Annotated in this window: 16 protein-coding genes; 15 read left to right on the top strand and 1 reads right to left on the bottom strand. The window is 41.7% G+C overall.

Going from position 1 to position 17703, the window contains the following annotated elements:
* Window positions 1-268 precede the first annotated feature (268 nt).
* The 12 genes from nagA to SCSH_RS00140 all read left to right on the top strand — a co-directional run bounded on the left by nagA (window position 269) and on the right by SCSH_RS00140 (window position 12334).
* A complete protein-coding gene (gene nagA, locus SCSH_RS00190) occupies window positions 269-1426 on the top strand; it encodes an N-acetylglucosamine-6-phosphate deacetylase (RefSeq protein ID WP_057489892.1) in 1158 nt (385 codons plus the stop codon).
* A 266-nt stretch (window positions 1427-1692) separates the two neighbouring features.
* Entirely contained in the window at window positions 1693-2532 is an 840-nt protein-coding gene (locus tag SCSH_RS00185) for an aldo/keto reductase (protein WP_057489891.1), read from the top strand.
* A gap of 73 nt (window positions 2533-2605) precedes the next feature.
* Window positions 2606-3724, top strand: a complete 1119-nt coding sequence (locus SCSH_RS00180; protein ID WP_057489890.1) for an S-(hydroxymethyl)glutathione dehydrogenase/class III alcohol dehydrogenase — start codon at window positions 2606-2608, stop codon at window positions 3722-3724.
* A 10-nt stretch (window positions 3725-3734) separates the two neighbouring features.
* On the top strand, window positions 3735-4571 hold the full coding sequence (gene fghA / locus SCSH_RS00175) for an S-formylglutathione hydrolase (protein WP_057489889.1): 837 nt from the start codon (window positions 3735-3737) through the stop codon (window positions 4569-4571).
* Window positions 4572-4705: 134 nt separating this feature from the next.
* Window positions 4706-5515, top strand: coding sequence for an aldo/keto reductase (locus tag SCSH_RS00170; RefSeq protein ID WP_057489888.1), 810 nt, complete (start codon window positions 4706-4708; stop codon window positions 5513-5515).
* 18 nt (window positions 5516-5533) lie between these two features.
* Complete coding sequence (locus SCSH_RS00165) at window positions 5534-6373, top strand: aldo/keto reductase (RefSeq protein ID WP_057489887.1); 840 nt, start codon at window positions 5534-5536, stop codon at window positions 6371-6373.
* 396 nt (window positions 6374-6769) lie between these two features.
* The gene (locus SCSH_RS00160) at window positions 6770-7543 is read left to right on the top strand and encodes a TraX family protein (protein WP_057489886.1); all 774 of its coding nucleotides are present in this window, start codon (window positions 6770-6772) and stop codon (window positions 7541-7543) included.
* A gap of 412 nt (window positions 7544-7955) precedes the next feature.
* Window positions 7956-8225 carry a GFA family protein gene (locus SCSH_RS10805; RefSeq protein ID WP_238581350.1) on the top strand — a complete coding sequence of 90 codons (270 nt, stop codon included), beginning with the start codon at window positions 7956-7958 and terminating at the stop codon, window positions 8223-8225.
* 42 nt (window positions 8226-8267) lie between these two features.
* The gene (glyQ, locus tag SCSH_RS00155) at window positions 8268-9185 is read left to right on the top strand and encodes a glycine--tRNA ligase subunit alpha (RefSeq protein ID WP_057489885.1); all 918 of its coding nucleotides are present in this window, start codon (window positions 8268-8270) and stop codon (window positions 9183-9185) included.
* A complete protein-coding gene (glyS, locus tag SCSH_RS00150) occupies window positions 9185-11221 on the top strand; it encodes a glycine--tRNA ligase subunit beta (RefSeq protein WP_057489884.1) in 2037 nt (678 codons plus the stop codon). Before glyQ ends, glyS begins: the two co-directional genes overlap by 1 nt.
* A 348-nt stretch (window positions 11222-11569) precedes the next feature.
* Window positions 11570-11824 carry a DUF896 family protein gene (locus tag SCSH_RS00145; RefSeq protein ID WP_057489883.1) on the top strand — a complete coding sequence of 85 codons (255 nt, stop codon included), beginning with the start codon at window positions 11570-11572 and terminating at the stop codon, window positions 11822-11824.
* Window positions 11825-11971: 147 nt separating this feature from the next.
* Window positions 11972-12334 carry a PepSY domain-containing protein gene (locus SCSH_RS00140; protein ID WP_057489882.1) on the top strand — a complete coding sequence of 121 codons (363 nt, stop codon included), beginning with the start codon at window positions 11972-11974 and terminating at the stop codon, window positions 12332-12334.
* A gap of 144 nt (window positions 12335-12478) precedes the next feature.
* On the opposite strand, the gene SCSH_RS00135 is transcribed toward SCSH_RS00140, so the two are convergent.
* Window positions 12479-13036, bottom strand: coding sequence for a TetR/AcrR family transcriptional regulator (locus SCSH_RS00135; protein WP_057489881.1), 558 nt, complete (start codon window positions 13034-13036; stop codon window positions 12479-12481).
* Between the two features lie 112 nt (window positions 13037-13148).
* Between SCSH_RS00135 and SCSH_RS00130 the strand changes: the two genes are divergently transcribed.
* The 3 genes from SCSH_RS00130 (at window position 13149) to SCSH_RS00115 (ending at window position 17696) form a co-directional block, all read left to right on the top strand.
* The gene (locus SCSH_RS00130) at window positions 13149-13850 is read left to right on the top strand and encodes an ABC transporter ATP-binding protein (protein ID WP_057489880.1); all 702 of its coding nucleotides are present in this window, start codon (window positions 13149-13151) and stop codon (window positions 13848-13850) included.
* A 59-nt stretch (window positions 13851-13909) separates the two neighbouring features.
* A complete protein-coding gene (locus SCSH_RS00125; protein WP_057489879.1) occupies window positions 13910-16546 on the top strand; it encodes an FtsX-like permease family protein in 2637 nt (878 codons plus the stop codon).
* A 538-nt stretch (window positions 16547-17084) separates the two neighbouring features.
* On the top strand, window positions 17085-17696 hold the full coding sequence (locus SCSH_RS00115; protein WP_057489877.1) for a TetR/AcrR family transcriptional regulator: 612 nt from the start codon (window positions 17085-17087) through the stop codon (window positions 17694-17696).
* The last annotated feature ends 7 nt before the right edge of the window (window positions 17697-17703 follow it).

Below are 17703 nucleotides of genomic sequence, written 5' to 3'. Positions count from 1 at the left end.
CCAGAAATCACTCATTTCTGGCGTTTCTGCTACAGCGGAAAGTATCTGGGCCAGGCTCGTTCAATTCTCTTATTTTTCTTATAGATTGTGAATTGATACTATCCTAAGATATGTGTGCTTGTGAAATGCTAACTATAGAGTTTATCTACAACCTGAGAGGTTGGATTTTGTCCAGCCTCTTTTCAGGTGAATAAAGTCTATTTGGTATATACCATTTACAAATTCCTTGGATCAGGGTATAATGAAAGTAACAATACGGAGGTGCACAATGGTAAAATACATTAAAGCGGATAAATTTTATTATCCTTACGAAACAAAATTAGGTGGTTATTTAGAAGTCATTAATGGCTCTTTTGGTAAATGGCTGAGTGCTATTCCTGAGGGGGCTGAGCTGCTGGATTATTCGGGTTATGAGATTGCTCCTGGACTTGTAGACACTCATATTCACGGCTTTGCGGGAGCCGATGTTATGGATAATAAAGAAGAGTCCTTGGCAACAATGAGCAAAGAATTGCTTGCAGCGGGAGTGACCAGCTTTCTGCCGACAGGCCTCACGGCTTCTTTTGAAACCTTGGATAATATCTGTCAAACGACAGCCAATTTTGCAGGTAAGGAAACGGGCGCCCGTATTCAAGGTCTCTTTTTTGAAGGTCCTTATTTCACTGAAAAATATAAGGGAGCGCAAAATCCTTCTTATATGAGAAATCCTTCAATCAGTGAATTGGATCAGTGGTTGGACAGCTCCAAAGGCCTTTTAAAGAAAATTGCCATTGCGCCTGAACGTGAAGGGACAGCTGACTTTGTTCGCTACGCCAATGAAAAGGGTGTTGTTGTTGCCTTGGGGCATTCTGATGCGACCTATCAAGAAGCCGTTGAAGCGGTTGAAGCCGGTGCCAGTGTCTGGGTGCACGCTTATAATGGTATGCGGGGACTCAATCATCGTGAACCAGGTATGGTTGGTGCCATCTATGAAATTCCCAATACTTATGCTGAATTGATTTGTGATGGCTACCATGTTCATCCGTCTGCCTGTGATATTCTTTTGCGGCAAAAGAGTCCTGAACATGTTGCTTTGATTACAGACTGTATGGCAGCTGGCGGTCAGCCTGATGGTGATTACATGCTGGGAGAATATCCTGTCATCGTTGAAAATGGGACTGCCCGATTGAAATCAAACGGTGCTTTGGCCGGCTCTATTTTACAATTAAAAGATGCGGTCAAAAATGTTGTGGACTGGGGAATTGCTTCCAAAGCAGAAGCTATTATGATGGCTAGCCTTATTCCGGCAATATCTGTTGGTCTAGCTGATAGCTGCGGCCAGATCAAGGAAGGTCATCCGGCTGATTTTATCGTTTTGGATCATGACTTGAATCTTGCAGCTACCTATCTAGGCGGAGAGAAAAAATATGAAAGGGCTGAGAAATAAGCAGCAGCTCTTTATTAAATGAAAGCCTTGACTTAGTCCTACTCTAAGATGTTAAAATATGAAAAGATGGCTTTAGAGCTTGGGTAAAAATCGGTAAGGGCAGGATTTTTGTCTCACTCTCCAGATAAAGCTATCTATGGTCAATATTAGATAGCTGTATTTTCAAATCGATAATTAGCTTTAGGAAAGAGCAGTTCGTTTTTGCGGCCTTAATTTTGATCTTTTATGCTATAATATGACCATCATTATAGGGAGGAGATTGTCCAATGGTAAAAGTTTATACACTGAACAATGGCTTGACGATTCCAGCAGTCGGTTTTGGGACTTGGAGAGCTCAGGATGGAAAAGAGGCTTATCAATCAACTCTGGAAGCCATCAAGGCAGGCTACCGTCATATTGATACAGCAGCTTATTACGGCAATGAAGAAAGCATCGGTCGTGCCATTAAAGACAGCGGTGTTCCGCGTGAAGAACTCTACATCACGACCAAGCTCTGGAATGATGCTCATAGTTATGAAGCTGCCAAGGAAGCTTTGGCCGCTTCGCTGCAAAGGCTGCAGCTGGATTATATTGACCTTTATCTGATTCACTGGCCTAACCCTAAAGCCATTCGTGACCACTGGGAAGAAGGCAATGCTGAGGCTTGGCGCTACATGGAAGAGGCTCAAGAAACAGGACTCATCCGTTCCATTGGTGTCAGCAATTTCTTGGTGCACCATTTAGAAGCTCTGGCAAAAACGGCCAAAGTGACACCAGCTGTCAATCAGATTCGCCTAGCACCAGGCTGCTATCAAGAAGAAGTAGTGGACTATTGCCGCAAGCACGATATTATCATTGAAGCTTGGGCACCGCTTGGCAGAGGAGAAATTTTCAATACTGCTGATATGAAAGCCTTGGCTGATAAATACGGCAAAACAGCTGCTCAAATCGCCTTAGCTTGGTCTTGGTATGAAGGCTTCCTGCCGCTGCCAAAATCTGTTCATGAAGATCGAATAAAGGAAAATCTGAATTTTACAGATATTGAGCTGAGCGCAGAAGATGCTGATAAGATCAAACACTTGTCAGGTGCAACACCAGCACCAGATCCGGACAGTATAGATTTTTAAATATTAGAGCTGAGGCTGTTCCTTGGCTCTATCTCTTTTGTGTCTGATAGATATTAATAAAAGGAGTTATCTTATGGATTATATGAAAACACGAGCAGCGGTGGCTTGGGCACCCAACGAACCGCTTAAAATTGAAGAATTGGATGTGATGATGCCGCAAAAAGGTGAGGTCATGGTGCGTATTACGGCGACAGGAGTCTGCCATACAGATGCCTATACCCTGTCCGGGAAGGATTCCGAAGGCGTTTTCCCCTGTGTGCTTGGTCATGAAGGAGCAGGGATTGTTGAGGCTGTTGGTGAAGGTGTTACAGAATTTCAGGTTGGCGACCATGTTATTCCGCTTTATACGGCTGAGTGCGGCAAGTGCAAATTCTGTTTATCCGGTAAAACGAATCTTTGTATAGCTGTCCGTGAGACGCAAGGGCAGGGTCTTATGCCTGATGGAACGGTGCGTTTCTTTAAGGATGGTCAGCCAATCTATCATTACATGGGGACATCAACCTTTGCAGAGCATACAGTAGTGTCAGAACACTCTCTGGTTAAAATCCAAGAAGACGCTCCGCTGGAAGAAGTTTGTTTGCTGGGCTGCGGTGTGACAACCGGTATGGGCGCTGTTTTAAATACTGCCAAGGTGGAAGAAGGAGCAACTGTAGCTATTTTTGGACTTGGTGGTATCGGGCTGGCGGCTATTATTGGTGCTCGGATGGCTAAGGCCTCTCGAATCATTGCCATTGATACCAACCCAGATAAATTTGCAAAGGCTAAAGAACTTGGTGCGACAGATTTTGTTAATCCATCAGACTTTGACAAACCGATTCAAGAAGTCATTATTGATATGACTGACGGCGGTGTCGATTATTCCTTTGAATGTATCGGGAATGTCGAGGTCATGCGGTCTGCCTTGGAATGCTGCCACAGAGGCTGGGGTGAGAGTATCATTATCGGTGTGGCACCAGCCGGTGCTGAAATTCACACACGTCCTTTCCAATTGGTAACAGGCCGTGTCTGGCGTGGGTCTGCTTTTGGCGGTGTTAAAGGAAAGACGCAGCTGCCGGGTATTGTCAAACAGTATATGGACGGTGAATTTGCCCTTAGTGACTTTATCACGCATACCATGCCCCTAGAGCAAATCAACGATGCCTTTGAGCTTATGCACCAAGGTCAATCAATCCGCACAGTCATCCACTACTAAGAGGAATGCTATGAAACAATTATCTAAAAATAAGATGTTTGGTGGCTGGCATGAACGCTACAGCCACCAGTCAAGGACGACCAAGACAGAAATGACCTTTGCCATTTATCTGCCGCCGCAGATACAAGAAGGCCAAAAGGTTCCTGTTCTTTATTTCTTATCAGGCCTGACCTGCACGGATGAAAATTTTTCAACCAAGGCCGGTGCTCAGCGCTATGCTGCCAAGTACGGCATAGCTCTGGTTATGCCAGATACCTCTCCTCGCGGCGAGGGAGTGGCTGATGACAGTCATTATGATTTAGGTCAGGGAGCTGGCTTTTACCTCAATGCGACACATAACCCTTGGTCAGAACATTATCGCATGTATGATTATGTTGTTGAAGAGCTGCCAGAACTGATTGAAGCCAATTTTCCGGTGACAGATAAGCGTGCTATTTTTGGTCACAGCATGGGAGGACACGGTGCCCTGCAAATTGGCTTAAAAAATCCAGATCGCTACACTGCTATTTCTGCTTTTGCACCAATTGTGAATCCGAGTCAGGTGCCTTGGGGGCAAAAAGCTTTTAGAGCCTATCTTGGAGAAGACAAAGAAGCTTGGAAGGCCTATGACAGTACGGACTTACTCAGTCAAGCAGAGCATGTGCGCCCTATTTTGATCGATCAGGGGCTGGCGGATACTTTCTATCCCCAACAGCTGCAGCCGGAAATTTTTGCCAAGAAAGCAGCAGAAAAAGGGCTGCCTGTGACTCTTGATTTGCATGAAGGCTATGATCACAGTTATTATTTTATTGCCAGCTTTATCGAAAAGCACTTAATCTTTCATGCTCGACACCTAGGAATATTATAGGAAGAGAGGAGGATCAACAGCCATGATTGCTGCACAATTATGACTGTTGGTCTCAACCTCTTTTTTAAAACACTTGACTTAGAGTAACTCTAATATAGTAGAATAAAAGAAATAATCTAATCAAGGAGAACACCATGGAATACAGGCAATTAGGAAACACAGACATGTCAATCAGTGCGGTGAGTTTTGGCACCTGGGCTCTAGGCGGCGATTGGGGTGATGTCAACAGGAGCGAGGCCTTGGCTTCTCTTCATCACGCTATTGATTGCGGAGTCAACTTTTTTGATACGGCAGATGTCTATGGGAGCGGCCGCAGTGAGTCCCTCATTGTCCGCGGTTCAACCATTACCAGCAGTGACCGTACTCATCAGGGTACCTTTGAACATGCCATGCTGGCCAGCATTCCTAATGTGATTTATCTTGCTCCGGCTAATATTTCTGAGTTAAAAGCCATGCTGCGTTTTGCAAGTAGGCAGACAGAAAATCCTGTTATCCTTTCTATTCCGGCTCAGCAGGATATGGAAGAACAGGAGGTTAATGAGAATTTTGAGCAACCAACTTATGATATTGTCCAAAAAGGCAGTAAGGTAGCTATCTTGGGACTGGGTGGTTTCTTGGCATTAGCTAAAGCAGCAGCAGCGGAACTTGAAAAATCTAATATTCATCCAACTCTTATCAATCCGCGCTTCATAGCAAGCCTTGATGAAAAAACCTTAGAAGGATTAAAGGCGGAACATGATGTGCTTGTTACTTTAGAAGATGGCTCCATTGATGGCGGCTTTGGTCAGCGTGTGGCAGCTTTCTTGGGTTCCAGTGACCTTAAGGTTTTGGTCAGAGGAGCTAAGCGTGAATTTACCGAAGTGGTTCCCAAGGAAGAGCTTTACGATCGCTATCGCTTAAACCCAGAACAAATCGCAGCAGATATCTTAGCTGTTTTAAATTAAAAATTGGAGGAAATTAACATGGCAAAAGTATTCACACTAAACAACGGTTTGACAATTCCTGCAGTTGGCTTTGGGACCTTTAAAGCCACAGATGGAGAGGAAGCTTATCAATCTACCTTAGAAGCCATCAAAGCGGGTTACCGTCATATTGATACGGCAGCCATTTACCGCAATGAAGAAAGTGTTGGCCGGGCCATTAAAGACAGCGGTGTCCCGCGTGAAGAACTCTACATCACGACCAAGCTTTGGAATGATGCTCATAGTTATGAAGCCGCAAAAGAAGCTTTGGTAGCTTCGCTGCAAAGACTGCAGCTGGATTATGTTGATTTGTACTTGATTCACTGGCCTAATCCTAAAGCCATTCGTGACCATTGGGAAGAAGGCAATGCTGAGGCTTGGCGTTATATGGAAGAGGCTCAAAAAGCTGGTCTTATCCGCTCCATTGGTGTCAGCAACTTCTTGGTGCACCATTTAGAAGCTCTGGCAAAAACAGCCAAAGTGACGCCAGCTGTCAATCAGATTCGTCTAGCACCGGGCTGCTATCAGGAAGAAGTGGTGGACTATTGCCGCAAGCACGATATTATTATTGAAGCTTGGGGACCGCTTGGTCAGGGAGAAATTTTCAGCAACGCTGATATGAAAGCCTTGGCTGAAAAATATGGTAAGACAATAGCTCAAGTTGCACTAGCTTGGTCTTGGTATGAAGGCTTTTTGCCGCTGCCAAAATCTGTTCACGAAGACCGAATCAAGGAAAATCTGAATTTTACAGATATTGAGCTGAGTGCAGAAGACGCTGATAAGATTAAACACTTACCAGGCGCAACACCAGCACCAGATCCAGACAGCAAAGATTTTTAATTGACAAAATTTGCAACTTATCCTAGGAAAAACAGATGCCAAACAGTGCGCATCTGTTTTTTATGTTTTCTTTGAAGAAACTGGCTGAAAGTCAATGCAGTTGTAGCAATAAAAAGCTAGCTAAAAGCAGTCAGCCTGTCAGAAAAAAATACCTCGCTTACAAATTTGTAAGATATGTTTTCTTACTTGTAAGATAAATTTCTTTTTTCTGATTTATACTATAGATAAAGAAAGGGGTTAAGAAAGGCCTATGATGATTGGAACTTTCTTTGCTCATATTCTTCAAAAATCAAAACGATAGCTTGTTGCCTTTACTTTGCACTCTCCCAGTACAGCCTGCAGCTTGATACAGCAGAGTACTGCGGATTGACGTTTGTAACAGTTAGGAGAAAAATTATGAAAACAAGAGGTTTGAATGCTTTTCATTTGAAAATAATTGCTTTGATTTTTATGGTGCTGGATCATTTGTATAGCCATTTATTTTATCAAATCTGGCCGGAATGGGTTGGTCTTCTTACGCGCTTTGTCGCCCCTTTGTTTTTGTATCTGATGGTAGAAGGCTATTATCACACCAGAAATAAAAAGAAGTATGCCCAGAGATTGTTTATAGCAGCAGCTGTTATGATGGCTGGCAATGTAGCTATCAATTTATTCTTTCATAATACGGAAGCTTTAACAGGGAAAATGACTTTCTGGTCTTTGATAGATGGACATAATATATTTTTGACCTTAGGCCTTCTCTTTATGATTATCTGGTGTCTTGATAAGATACAGTTAAAAGAAGGGCACCTCTTTTTAAACATCTTGGGTCTTTTAATCTTTGGCTTTTTAAGCCTTTGGACAGAAGGAGGATTTTATCTGCTCCCGCTTGCTGTCATCTTTAAACTGTGCTATCAAAAAATGGGGAAAATATGCTTGTTTACAGCTCTCTTTTGCCTGCTGCTTCTTGTCGAAGCGTTCCTTCCTTTTGTGACAGGCTCTGCCAGTGGCAGTCTGTATTCGGCTCTTTGTTTTGATTCAGAATGGGCTATGGTAACTGTTCTTCCCTTTATTTTAAGCTACAATGGACAGCGGGGCAGAAATAGCCTTGCAACCAAATACATGTTCTACGTGATTTATCCACTTCATCTATGGCTGTTGATGATCCTAAGATTTTTAATTATGAAATGAGCTAATAATGTCACTGTGTATATTTTTAAAAGATTAGACAAGCTGCTCATTTTCTGCTATAATGTGTGTCAGGAAAGAAGGCCTTGCTGGCATTTCTCAAGCGAGCTCAGGATAGTGAAAGCTGAGTGAAGTGTGGTAAGTGTTCGGCGCTTTCTCTTAGCTAAATTAATGTGATAAATGAAGTAATAAATCAGGGTGGAACCGCGTCTCTACGCCCCTATGTCATCTGGCTTAGGAGTGAAGAAGCGGTTCTATTTTTATAGTCGTGCTGCCTATAAGAAAGGAAGAATTATGATAAGTGGATCTTGCTTCTGTCAGGCTGTAACCTATCAAGTGGATGAGGAAATAGCTGAACTTGTTTTTTGTCACTGTTCCTTTTGTCGTATCGTAAGCTACTGCCTCAGCATTCTCTGTGAGTGCGAAAATCAAGCGCGAAAATTTTCATCTTTTGTCTGGTGAGCAAAAACTAGTCGTTTTTAGTTCATCTCCGGGAAAAGAACGCTATTACTGTGACACTTGTCACAGTCAGATTTTCCATACCCAAGAGGAATTACCTGAACTGTTGACTCTGAAAATGGGAACAGTCGATATCTGGACTCAAGATTTAGACCAAGTACCTAAGCGGCACATTTTTGAGGATTCGGATTATAATTGGCTAAGGAATGGATCAAGTCGTTTTTGACAAACACCCCTTGTAAAAAAACTATAAAGAAAGAGGAACTAAATGAGTAAAAAACTAACTTTCCAAGAAATTATCTTAACCCTGCAACAATTCTGGAATGATCAAGGCTGTATGCTCATGCAGGCCTATGATAACGAAAAGGGTGCAGGTACTATGAGCCCTTACACCTTCCTGCGTGCCATCGGGCCTGAGCCCTGGAATGCAGCCTATGTGGAACCTTCACGCCGCCCAGCTGATGGTCGTTACGGTGAAAATCCTAACCGTCTTTACCAACACCATCAATTTCAAGTGGTCATGAAACCATCACCAGCAAATATTCAGGAATTGTATCTGAAATCGCTTGAAGTGCTGGGAATTAATCCTTTGGAGCATGACATTCGTTTTGTTGAAGACAACTGGGAAAATCCCTCAACCGGTTCAGCTGGTCTTGGCTGGGAAGTCTGGCTAGACGGTATGGAAATCACACAGTTTACTTATTTTCAACAGGTTGGAGGCTTAGCGACCCAGCCTGTCACAGCTGAGGTGACTTACGGTTTAGAGCGTCTGGCTTCTTACATTCAGGAAGTGGACTCTGTCTACGATATTGAATGGGCACGGGGAGTCAAGTACGGAGAAATCTTTACCCAGCCTGAATACGAGCATTCAAAATATAGTTTTGAAATCAGCGACCAAGACATGCTGCTGGAAAATTTTGAAAAGTTTGAAGCAGAAGCCAAACGCTGTCTTGATGAACACTTGGTGCATCCTGCTTATGATTACGTGCTCAAATGTTCGCACACGTTCAATTTGCTGGATGCCAGAGGCGCTGTATCTGTTACTGAGCGCGCCGGCTATATTGCCCGCATTCGCAATCTTGCTCGTGTTGTAGCTAAGACGTTCGTAGCTGAGCGCAAGCGTTTAGGCTATCCGCTGTTGGATGAGGAAACCCGAGCACAGCTCTTGAAGGAGGACGCAGAATAATGACGAAAAATTTACTAGTAGAGCTTGGACTGGAAGAGATGCCTGCTTATTTTGTCAAACCAAGCATGAAGCAGTTGCGGCAGAAAATGGGCCGATTTTTAGAGGACAATCGTCTGTCGTTTGAAAAAATTGAAATGTTTTCAACCCCGCGCCGCCTAGCTGTTCGTGTGGTTAATTTGGCCGATCGCCAGAGCGATTACTCTGAAGATTTTAAGGGACCAGCTAAAAAAATTGCACTGGATGACCAAGGAAACTTTACCAAGGCAGCTCAAGGTTTTGTGCGTGGTAAGGGTTTGACCACAGCTGATATTGAATTTCGCAGTGTCAAGGGTGAAGAGTACGTCTATGTGACTAAAAATGAAGCTGGAAAACCGGTCAAGGAAGTCCTTACGGGCGTCATTGATGTGTTGAAATCACTGACCTTTCCTGTCAACATGCACTGGGCTAACCATACCTTTGAATATATTCGTCCTGTTCATACGCTTGTGGTGCTTTTAGATGATGAGGAATTGGATCTTAATTTTCTTGATATCACATCTGGCCGCACCAGCCGCGGGCATCGCTTTTTGGGCAAGGCAGCCCAAATTGCTTCAGCAGATTCTTATGAAGAAGACCTTGAGGCAGAATTCGTTATCGCTAGCGCTGCTAAGCGTGAGGATATGATTATTGAGCAAATCAGAAATATTGAAAAAACCTATAATGTCAGTGTTGAAATCGATGAAGATTTGTTAAATGAAGTCCTCAATCTGGTTGAATATCCAACTGCCTTCATGGGAAGTTTTGATCAGAAATATTTGGAGCTGCCCGAAGAAGTCTTAGTAACTTCAATGAAAACACATCAGCGCTACTTTGTTGTTAGAGACCAAACAGGCAAGCTTCTGCCGAATTTTATTTCCGTTCGCAACGGCAACAATAAGTTTATTGATAATGTCATCAAGGGAAATGAAAAAGTTCTTTTAGCGCGGCTGGAAGATGGAGAATTTTTCTGGCGCGAAGACCAAAAACTGCAGATTGCTGATTTGGTAGAAAAATTAAAATTAGTTACTTTCCATGAAAAGATTGGTTCTTTGTATGAGCATATGATGCGAACCAAGAGTATTGCGGCTTATCTAGCAGATCTGTCGGATCTGAGTGAGCAGGAAAAAGCGCAGGTAGAACGTGCAGCCAGCATTTACAAATTTGACCTTCTGACAGGCATGGTAGGTGAATTTGACGAATTACAAGGTATCATGGGTGAAAAATATGCTGTCCTAGCTGGAGAAAATCAGGCTGTTGCAGCGGCTATCCGTGAGCATTATCTGCCATCCAGTAGTGAAGGTGAACTTCCTGATACCAAAGTAGGAGCCATTTTAGCAATTGCTGATAAGTTCGATACTCTTCTATCCTTCTTTTCAGTTGGTCTCATTCCAAGCGGCTCTAATGACCCTTATGCCCTTCGCCGTGCAGCTCAAGGCATTGTCCGTATTTTAGATAAATTTGGCTGGGAAATTCCTTTGGATGACTTGGTTGTCAGTCTCTATCAGCTGGACTTTGACAGTTTGACTTATCAAAATCAAGCTGAGGTGATGGCATTTATCCGCGGCCGTATTGAAAAAATGATTGATACATCTGTGCCAAAAGATATCCGGGAAGCGGTGCTTGATAGTTCGACTCACATTGTCCGTTTGGAAGTTGAGGCAGCTGCAACGTTGGCGGAAAAGGCTAAAGACCCTAACTTTAAAACATCTGTAGAAAGTCTTTCCCGTGTCTTTAATTTAGCCGAAAAAGCAGAAAGTCAAACTGTTGATACCAGCATCTTTGAAAATGAGCATGAACAGGAGCTCTATGATGCGGTTACAGAACTTCAGTTTACAGAAGAAATGGCAGAAAATGTTGACAGATTGTTTGCTTTAAGTCCGATTATCGATGCCTTTTTCGACCATACCATGGTTATGGCAGAAAATGAAGCCGTAAGAAATAACCGTTTGGCCCTTCTAGCTGCTTTAGGAGAAAAAGCTAAGACCATTGCGGCCTTTAACGAAATTAATACAAAATAACTGAACATGGGCTGCGACACTGGGCAAAAAGACAGTTCCTCCTAGAGTCCTTTGACTTTTGGTTTTAAATTCGTCGTAGACGTCTGAACTCTCTGCGCCTTGCAGGCATTGAGAGTTCTAGTCGTCCTGACGAGGGTGCGTCAACGAAATCTCAGATTTCTGACTTACCGCTTATTTTGACTTTGCTCGCTTACGCCCTTTGCGACACTTCGTTTGGTTAGTCGATCTTACTAACCAAACGAAGTTAGTGGGAGAGGTAGCCAATTCACTATAGTGATTGGCGTTTGTTATCAAGTGCAAAGCACTTAGATAACAATCCTCTGCCGTATCTTAATTAAAGGAGAGAAAATGGAACAGGCAAAAATTGACCGAATCAATGAACTGGCCCGCAAGAAAAAACGAGAAGGATTGACAGGGGCCGAAAAAATAGAGCAGGCAAAGCTTCGTGAGGAATACATTGAAGGTTACCGGCGCAGCATCCGCCACCACATTGAAGGGCTTAAAATTGTTGATGAAGAAGGCAATGATATCACCCCTGAAAAACTCAAGGAAATTCAGCGTCAAAAGGGTATTCATGGCAGAAAACCAGGAGACAATAGTTAAAAAAGCAGGAAGACAGGAGCTAAAATGTTCTTGTCTCCTGTCTTTTTATTTGATTGCAAGGAGAAGGGCAAAAAAATGAAGCAGCCAAACATTTTTATTGACTGCTTTTTATAGAATAGGATATAATCAAAATAAAAAGGACTTATTATGAAAAAAAGATTATTAGCCCTCTTACTGACTGTCTTCTCTCTTTCACTGCTGGCAGCCTGCGATAGCGATGATGACCACCAGCAGTCACAGACAAAAACTGAGCAGCATGAAAACACTCAGACCACTCAGTCTAACAGTTCTGAGACAAAGATTTCTCAAGATGAAGCCAAAGCCATTGCTCTCAAGGATGCTGGTTTGGCAGAAAAAGACGTAACCCTTTTAACGGTTGAACAAGATATTGACGACGGCCGTACAGAATTTGAAATTGAATTCACCAAAGATACAACTGAATACAGCTATACTATCAATGCTGACACAGGAGAAATTATTTCTAAAGAATCAGAAAATGTTAATGATTAGCCCTTGATGATTTTTTAGGTAGCAGTTTTTCGGCTTAAGCAGTGATTGGTACCATGAACAAATGGCCTGATTCCTAAACTAAAGGAATCAGGCCATTTGTTTTATATGGTTATTTGATAACAGCTGTGACAAAACCTAATGAATTTAGTTTTGATAAAATTCTCGAATAACCAAAAACATATCAGCAATATCCTCAGGGGACTCTTTGACCCCTCTTAAGACCCAGTGTATATAAAGACTCTCAATGCTGGCAGCATAAGTAATGGCTATATATTCTTTTGGAAGGCTTAAATTGGGATTGATGGAATCAAAAAAGAAGCTAGGATTCTCATCCATCAGTTCTCTGATGAATTGTCTTGTTTTTTGAGGGAAATTAACCTGAGTAATTTGTGATAAAGCATAGATGAATTTTTGCTGACCCTTAAGATAAGTTAGACCTTGGATGAGATTCTCTCTAAGGCTTTTATTGTTAACAGAATTTGTCAGCAGATAGTCCTTGAAATTTCCTGTTACCTCATGGGCCAACTTATTGACAAGATCATATTTATCTTGATAGTGAAGATAGAAGGTACTGCGATTGATATGAGCTTTCTCGGTAATTTTTCGAATAGTAATATCATCAAAATTGGAATTTTCTAGTAGCAGCTCAGTGATAGCTGCTTTTATTTTGGCCTTGCTTTGTGTATGGCGTTTTTTTATCATATAGTCTCCTTAAATAGACACTTATCTGTATAATGATGTTTGTTTTTACTCTAAAATCATTATATAATAAACTAAAACTTAAATCAACACACGTCTATATAAGGAGGGGCCTATGGCTTATATTGAAATGAGACACTCCTACAAGCGTTATTATATGGGAGAGACCGAGATTATTGCTAATAATGATATTAGTTTTGAAATTGAAAAAGGAGAGCTGGTGATTATTTTAGGAGCTTCAGGCGCTGGAAAATCTACTGTTCTAAATATCCTTGGCGGTATGGACACGAATGATGAGGGGCAAGTCATGATTGATGGTGTAAATATCGCAGATTATGGTCAAAAAGAGTTAACAACTTACCGTCGTAACGATGTTGGCTTTGTTTTTCAGTTTTATAATTTGGTACCTAATTTAACAGCTAAGGAAAATGTTGAATTAGCTTCAGAAATTGTTGCTCAGGCTAAGGATGCTGAAGAAGTCTTGAAAGAAGTAGGCTTGGGAGAGCGTTTAAATAACTTTCCTGCCCAATTATCTGGCGGTGAGCAGCAACGCGTGTCTATTGCGCGTGCGCTGGCTAAAAACCCTAAGTTGCTTTTGTGTGACGAACCGACAGGTGCTCTTGATTATCAGACAGGAAAGCAAATTCTCAAACTCTTGCAGAACATGTCGCGCCAAAAGGGATCGACTGTTGTCATTGTGACCCATAATTCGGGCTTAGCACCGATTGCTGACAAGGTGATCCATTTGCATGATGCAAGGGTTAGTTCGGTTGAGGTCAATACTCAGCCGCAAGATATTAACAGTTTGGAGTATTAGGCAGCAAGATGAAAAGGAATACTTGAAATCTACAAGGCTATAAAAGGAGGCATAAAACGATGAAAAAGAGAATTTATTGGAAAACGGTTTATGCGGCTTTACTGCAGTCTAAGGGACGTTTTATTTCCATCATGCTCTTGATGTTTTTGGGGTCTTTTACCTTTATTGGTTTAAAAATAACAAGGCCTAACATGCAGATGTTAGCAAAAAATTATCTTCAAACGCACCGGACAGCTGATTTGTTTGTGTTAGCTGACCACGGTTTGAGCAAAGCAGATGAGGCTGAGCTCAAGGGTCTTAAAAATGCTCAAGTCAGTTTTGGAAAATTGACAGATATGACAATTGACGGGACAGATCAGGCCATGCGGGTATTTTCTAAAAATCAGTCTCTATCATCCTATCAGACTGTCTCTGGACGGCTGCCTCAAAAAGAGGATGAAATAGCCTTGATTTCAACCTTGAAAAAGGACTACAAGATAGGGGACAGCTTGACTTTTCAGTTTTCTCAAAAATCTATTTTAAAAAGAAGAAAGTTCAAGATAGTTGGTTTTATTAATTCATCGGAAATATGGTCTACCTTAAACTTGGGCTCATCAACAGCGGGTGATGGCACTCTATCAAGCTATGCTCTTGTGACATCATCGGCCTTTGCGAATAAGACCAATACGTTGGCACGGATTCGTTATCATAAATTAGAAAAGATCAACCCCTTTTCTGACAGCTATAGGCAGCAGGTCAGCTATTATCAGGATAAACTGGATAAACTGCTGGAAGATAAGGGCGCAAAGCGCTTGGCTGAATTAAAGAAGTCACCGCAGGCAAGGGTTAAGCAAAGCAAAGAGGCACTGGCTGCAGCCAAAAAACAGCTGCAGGAAAAAACGGCAGCAATCAACGCCTTACCACCATCCTACCAGCAACAGCGAGCACAAGCATCTCTACAAGAGGCAAGCCTCAAACTCGCTCAAAAAGAAAAGCAAATTCAAAGGGCTCAAGCTAAGATTAATGCGATGGCAGAGCCAACTTACAGCAGTTATACACGCTCCACCATGGCCGGCGGCGAAGGCTACACTGTCTATAGTTCCAATGCTGATAGTATGGGAAATCTTGGCAATATCTTTCCTATCATTCTTTATGCCGTTGCTGCTCTGGTTACTTTTACTACAATGACACGGTTTATTGATGAGGATAGAGCTAATTCTGGTTTATTTAGAGCTTTAGGTTACACAAAGCAGGATATTATTCGAAAATTCCTTATTTATGGTTTTACTGCTAGTATGCTGGGGACAGGCTTAGGTATTGTCGGAGGATATTATCTGCTTTCCAAGATTGTTTCTCAGATTTTTACAGGGAAGATGACCATAGGCAGCCCTCATCTTTATTTTTACTGGTCTTACACTCTTATCGCAGTTCTGCTCGGCTTTATCAGTGCCGTTCTGCCGGTTTATTTGATTGCAAGGAGAGAATTAAGCCAGAAACCTGCTCAACTGCTGCTTCCTAAACCGCCTGCACGCGGCTCAAGAATTTTCTTGGAGCGTTGGCATTTTCTTTGGAACTCCATGAGCTTTACCTATAAGGTAACGGCACGAAATATTTTCCGCTACAAACAGCGGATGCTGATGACTGTGTTTGGAGTTGCGGGTTCTGTCGCCCTGCTTTTTGCAGGACTTGGAATACAGTCTTCTTTGGGCAAAGTCATTAAGGAGCAGTTTACCCAGTTAACGCCTTATCATTTAGTGCTGACGAAAAAAGAAGTAGATGAAGGTAATCAGAAGCTATCTGATTTTTTGAAATCAAAAACAGTATCTGGCTACCAAAGTCTGTACTATACGCATGTAATGGAAGAGATTCCCCATCTGAAAGATAGACAGACTATTGCCATTATGGCATCAGATAAAAAAGATTTTGCTAATTTTGTCCATTTAAAAGATGCAAGTTCCGATGAATCACTGACTCTACCCAAAGAAGGGGTTCTTATCTCTGAAAAATTAGCGCGCTTTTACAATGTTAAAGCAGGAGAATATTTTACACTTAAAGACAGCGGTGGCAAGAAGCGTCGGATAAAAGTTGCAGCAATTGTCAAGATGAATGTTGGCCATTATCTCTTTATGACCAAGTCTGTTTACCGAAAGATTTTTGCTGAGAAGTCGGACAATAATGCCTATTTCATCAATTTAAAAAATGACTCTATCTCCCATATTAAAGACACTGCAACCAAACTTTTAAGTCTGTCTGATGTCGCTTCAGTCACACAAAATACTTCCCGTATGAAGACCATTAAAACTATCGTGACATCTCTAAATGCTGCCATGACCGTTTTAGTCTTTATTACCATTTTGTTAGCGCTTGTTATTCTTTACAACCTGACTAACATCAATATTGCAGAGCGCATCCGAGAACTCTCAACCATCAAAGTTCTGGGATTTTACAACAAGGAAGTGACGCTCTACATCTATCGGGAGACGATTGTGCTTTCTTTAGTGGGAATTCTTCTTGGTTTACTGGCAGGGCGCTATCTGCATCAGCTTATTATGGAAATGATTGGCTCAGACAATGTCCTCTTTGGTACAACGGTTGACAATACGGTCTATCTTATACCTGCTTTCTTTATTGGCTTGATTTTGACCGTTTTAGGCTGGTTAGTCAACCGCCGTCTGAAAAATTTGAACATGCTAGATGCCTTGCAATCAGTGGATTGATTTAAAAGGAACGGGTGTTCATGTCACTGAAATTCAGCCCGAATCAGTTGCGACAGACTTTGAAAATCACAGTCAGCAAAGCGCAGATTCCTTTTCGGCGCTTAATCCTCTGAAAAAAGTAGAGATAACAGGCAATCAATGTGCACGTGAGTCTATAAAGGCATTAAAAAAGAATAAGGCTTTGCATTATCCTGGTTGGTAGTTTAGATTAATTATTTGGCTGACAAAACTGTTGCCGCCTACTATGATAGAAGGTATTTTACAGCACTTCATTAGGCGTCCATAGCTATAAACTGATGATTAAAAACTCAATCTTTTAGAACTCTACCTCATATAGTGGGATAGAAGAAAAAATTCCTTAGATTCTACCAAGTTAGAAACATGGAATTTTTATCCCAATTTATGAGGTCACTGTCTTTTATGATTGAGTTTTTTGTTGTTTATAAAGTTTTATCTAAAATATTATTTGAAAAATATAAGGCATCTGTTATAATGATATCAATAAGATAACAGTGTTATCGAAAAAAGGAGATGGTCTATGATTAAAAAAGATGAAAAAATAGATTTCGAAATTTTAAAGAGTGCTAAAACAGAATTTTTAGAATATGGTTATCAGGAAGCCTCGCTGCGTCGGATTTGTAAAAATGCTGGTGTAACGACGGGAGCTCTTTATAAGCGTTATTCTGGGAAAGAAGCTTTGTTTGGCGCACTTCTTGAACCTAGCTTGCAAGCCATGGAATTGATGGAGCAGCGGTATCTACAAGGTGACTATCACTTACTGCAGGAAAATAAATTATCGCGAATGTGGGATAAATCCCTAGATGAATTAACTGATATTATGAAGTTCATCTATGACCACGAGGATAATATGCGATTATTGCTGTTTAAGTCACATGGTTCAAAATTCGAATCATTTCAGCAGCAGATGATTGAAAGCTCAACCGATAATACCTATCGTTATCTTGAACAAGCTTATCAAGAAGGAAAAATTTCTTATGTTCTTGACAAGTCTCAGCTTTATTTAGCCATGACTGCTTATTATAAGGCTATTATTCAGCCTTTGGAGCAGGGGTGGTCCTATCAAAAAGCACTCTTGGCTTGTCAAACCATTATTCAACTCTTTAATTGGTCTCAATTATTAGGCTTTTAGAGGAGGT

The sequence above is a fragment of the Streptococcus orisasini genome, assembly GCF_001431045.1.
Classification (GTDB): Bacteria; Bacillota; Bacilli; order Lactobacillales; family Streptococcaceae; genus Streptococcus; species Streptococcus orisasini.
The sequence above is the reverse complement of the archived record's forward strand: the minus strand, read 5'-3'. Positions and strand labels throughout refer to the sequence as shown.

What these genes read in the sequence shown, in the direction of transcription:
- SCSH_RS00180 (WP_057489890.1), top strand. Translation starts at nt 2,606, where the DNA reads ATGGATTATATGAAAACACGAGCAGCGGTGGCTTGGGCACCCAACGAA.
- SCSH_RS00130 (WP_057489880.1), top strand. Translation starts at nt 13,149, where the DNA reads ATGGCTTATATTGAAATGAGACACTCCTACAAGCGTTATTATATGGGA.
- SCSH_RS00170 (WP_057489888.1), top strand. Translation starts at nt 4,706, where the DNA reads ATGGAATACAGGCAATTAGGAAACACAGACATGTCAATCAGTGCGGTG.
- fghA (WP_057489889.1), top strand. Translation starts at nt 3,735, where the DNA reads ATGAAACAATTATCTAAAAATAAGATGTTTGGTGGCTGGCATGAACGC.
- SCSH_RS00115 (WP_057489877.1), top strand. Translation starts at nt 17,085, where the DNA reads ATGATTAAAAAAGATGAAAAAATAGATTTCGAAATTTTAAAGAGTGCT.
- nagA (WP_057489892.1), top strand. Translation starts at nt 269, where the DNA reads ATGGTAAAATACATTAAAGCGGATAAATTTTATTATCCTTACGAAACA.
- glyQ (WP_057489885.1), top strand. Translation starts at nt 8,268, where the DNA reads ATGAGTAAAAAACTAACTTTCCAAGAAATTATCTTAACCCTGCAACAA.
- SCSH_RS00145 (WP_057489883.1), top strand. Translation starts at nt 11,570, where the DNA reads ATGGAACAGGCAAAAATTGACCGAATCAATGAACTGGCCCGCAAGAAA.
- SCSH_RS00125 (WP_057489879.1), top strand. Translation starts at nt 13,910, where the DNA reads ATGAAAAAGAGAATTTATTGGAAAACGGTTTATGCGGCTTTACTGCAG.
- SCSH_RS00140 (WP_057489882.1), top strand. Translation starts at nt 11,972, where the DNA reads ATGAAAAAAAGATTATTAGCCCTCTTACTGACTGTCTTCTCTCTTTCA.
- glyS (WP_057489884.1), top strand. Translation starts at nt 9,185, where the DNA reads ATGACGAAAAATTTACTAGTAGAGCTTGGACTGGAAGAGATGCCTGCT.
- SCSH_RS00165 (WP_057489887.1), top strand. Translation starts at nt 5,534, where the DNA reads ATGGCAAAAGTATTCACACTAAACAACGGTTTGACAATTCCTGCAGTT.
- SCSH_RS00135 (WP_057489881.1), bottom strand. Translation starts at nt 13,036, where the DNA reads ATGATAAAAAAACGCCATACACAAAGCAAGGCCAAAATAAAAGCAGCT.
- SCSH_RS00160 (WP_057489886.1), top strand. Translation starts at nt 6,770, where the DNA reads ATGAAAACAAGAGGTTTGAATGCTTTTCATTTGAAAATAATTGCTTTG.
- SCSH_RS00185 (WP_057489891.1), top strand. Translation starts at nt 1,693, where the DNA reads ATGGTAAAAGTTTATACACTGAACAATGGCTTGACGATTCCAGCAGTC.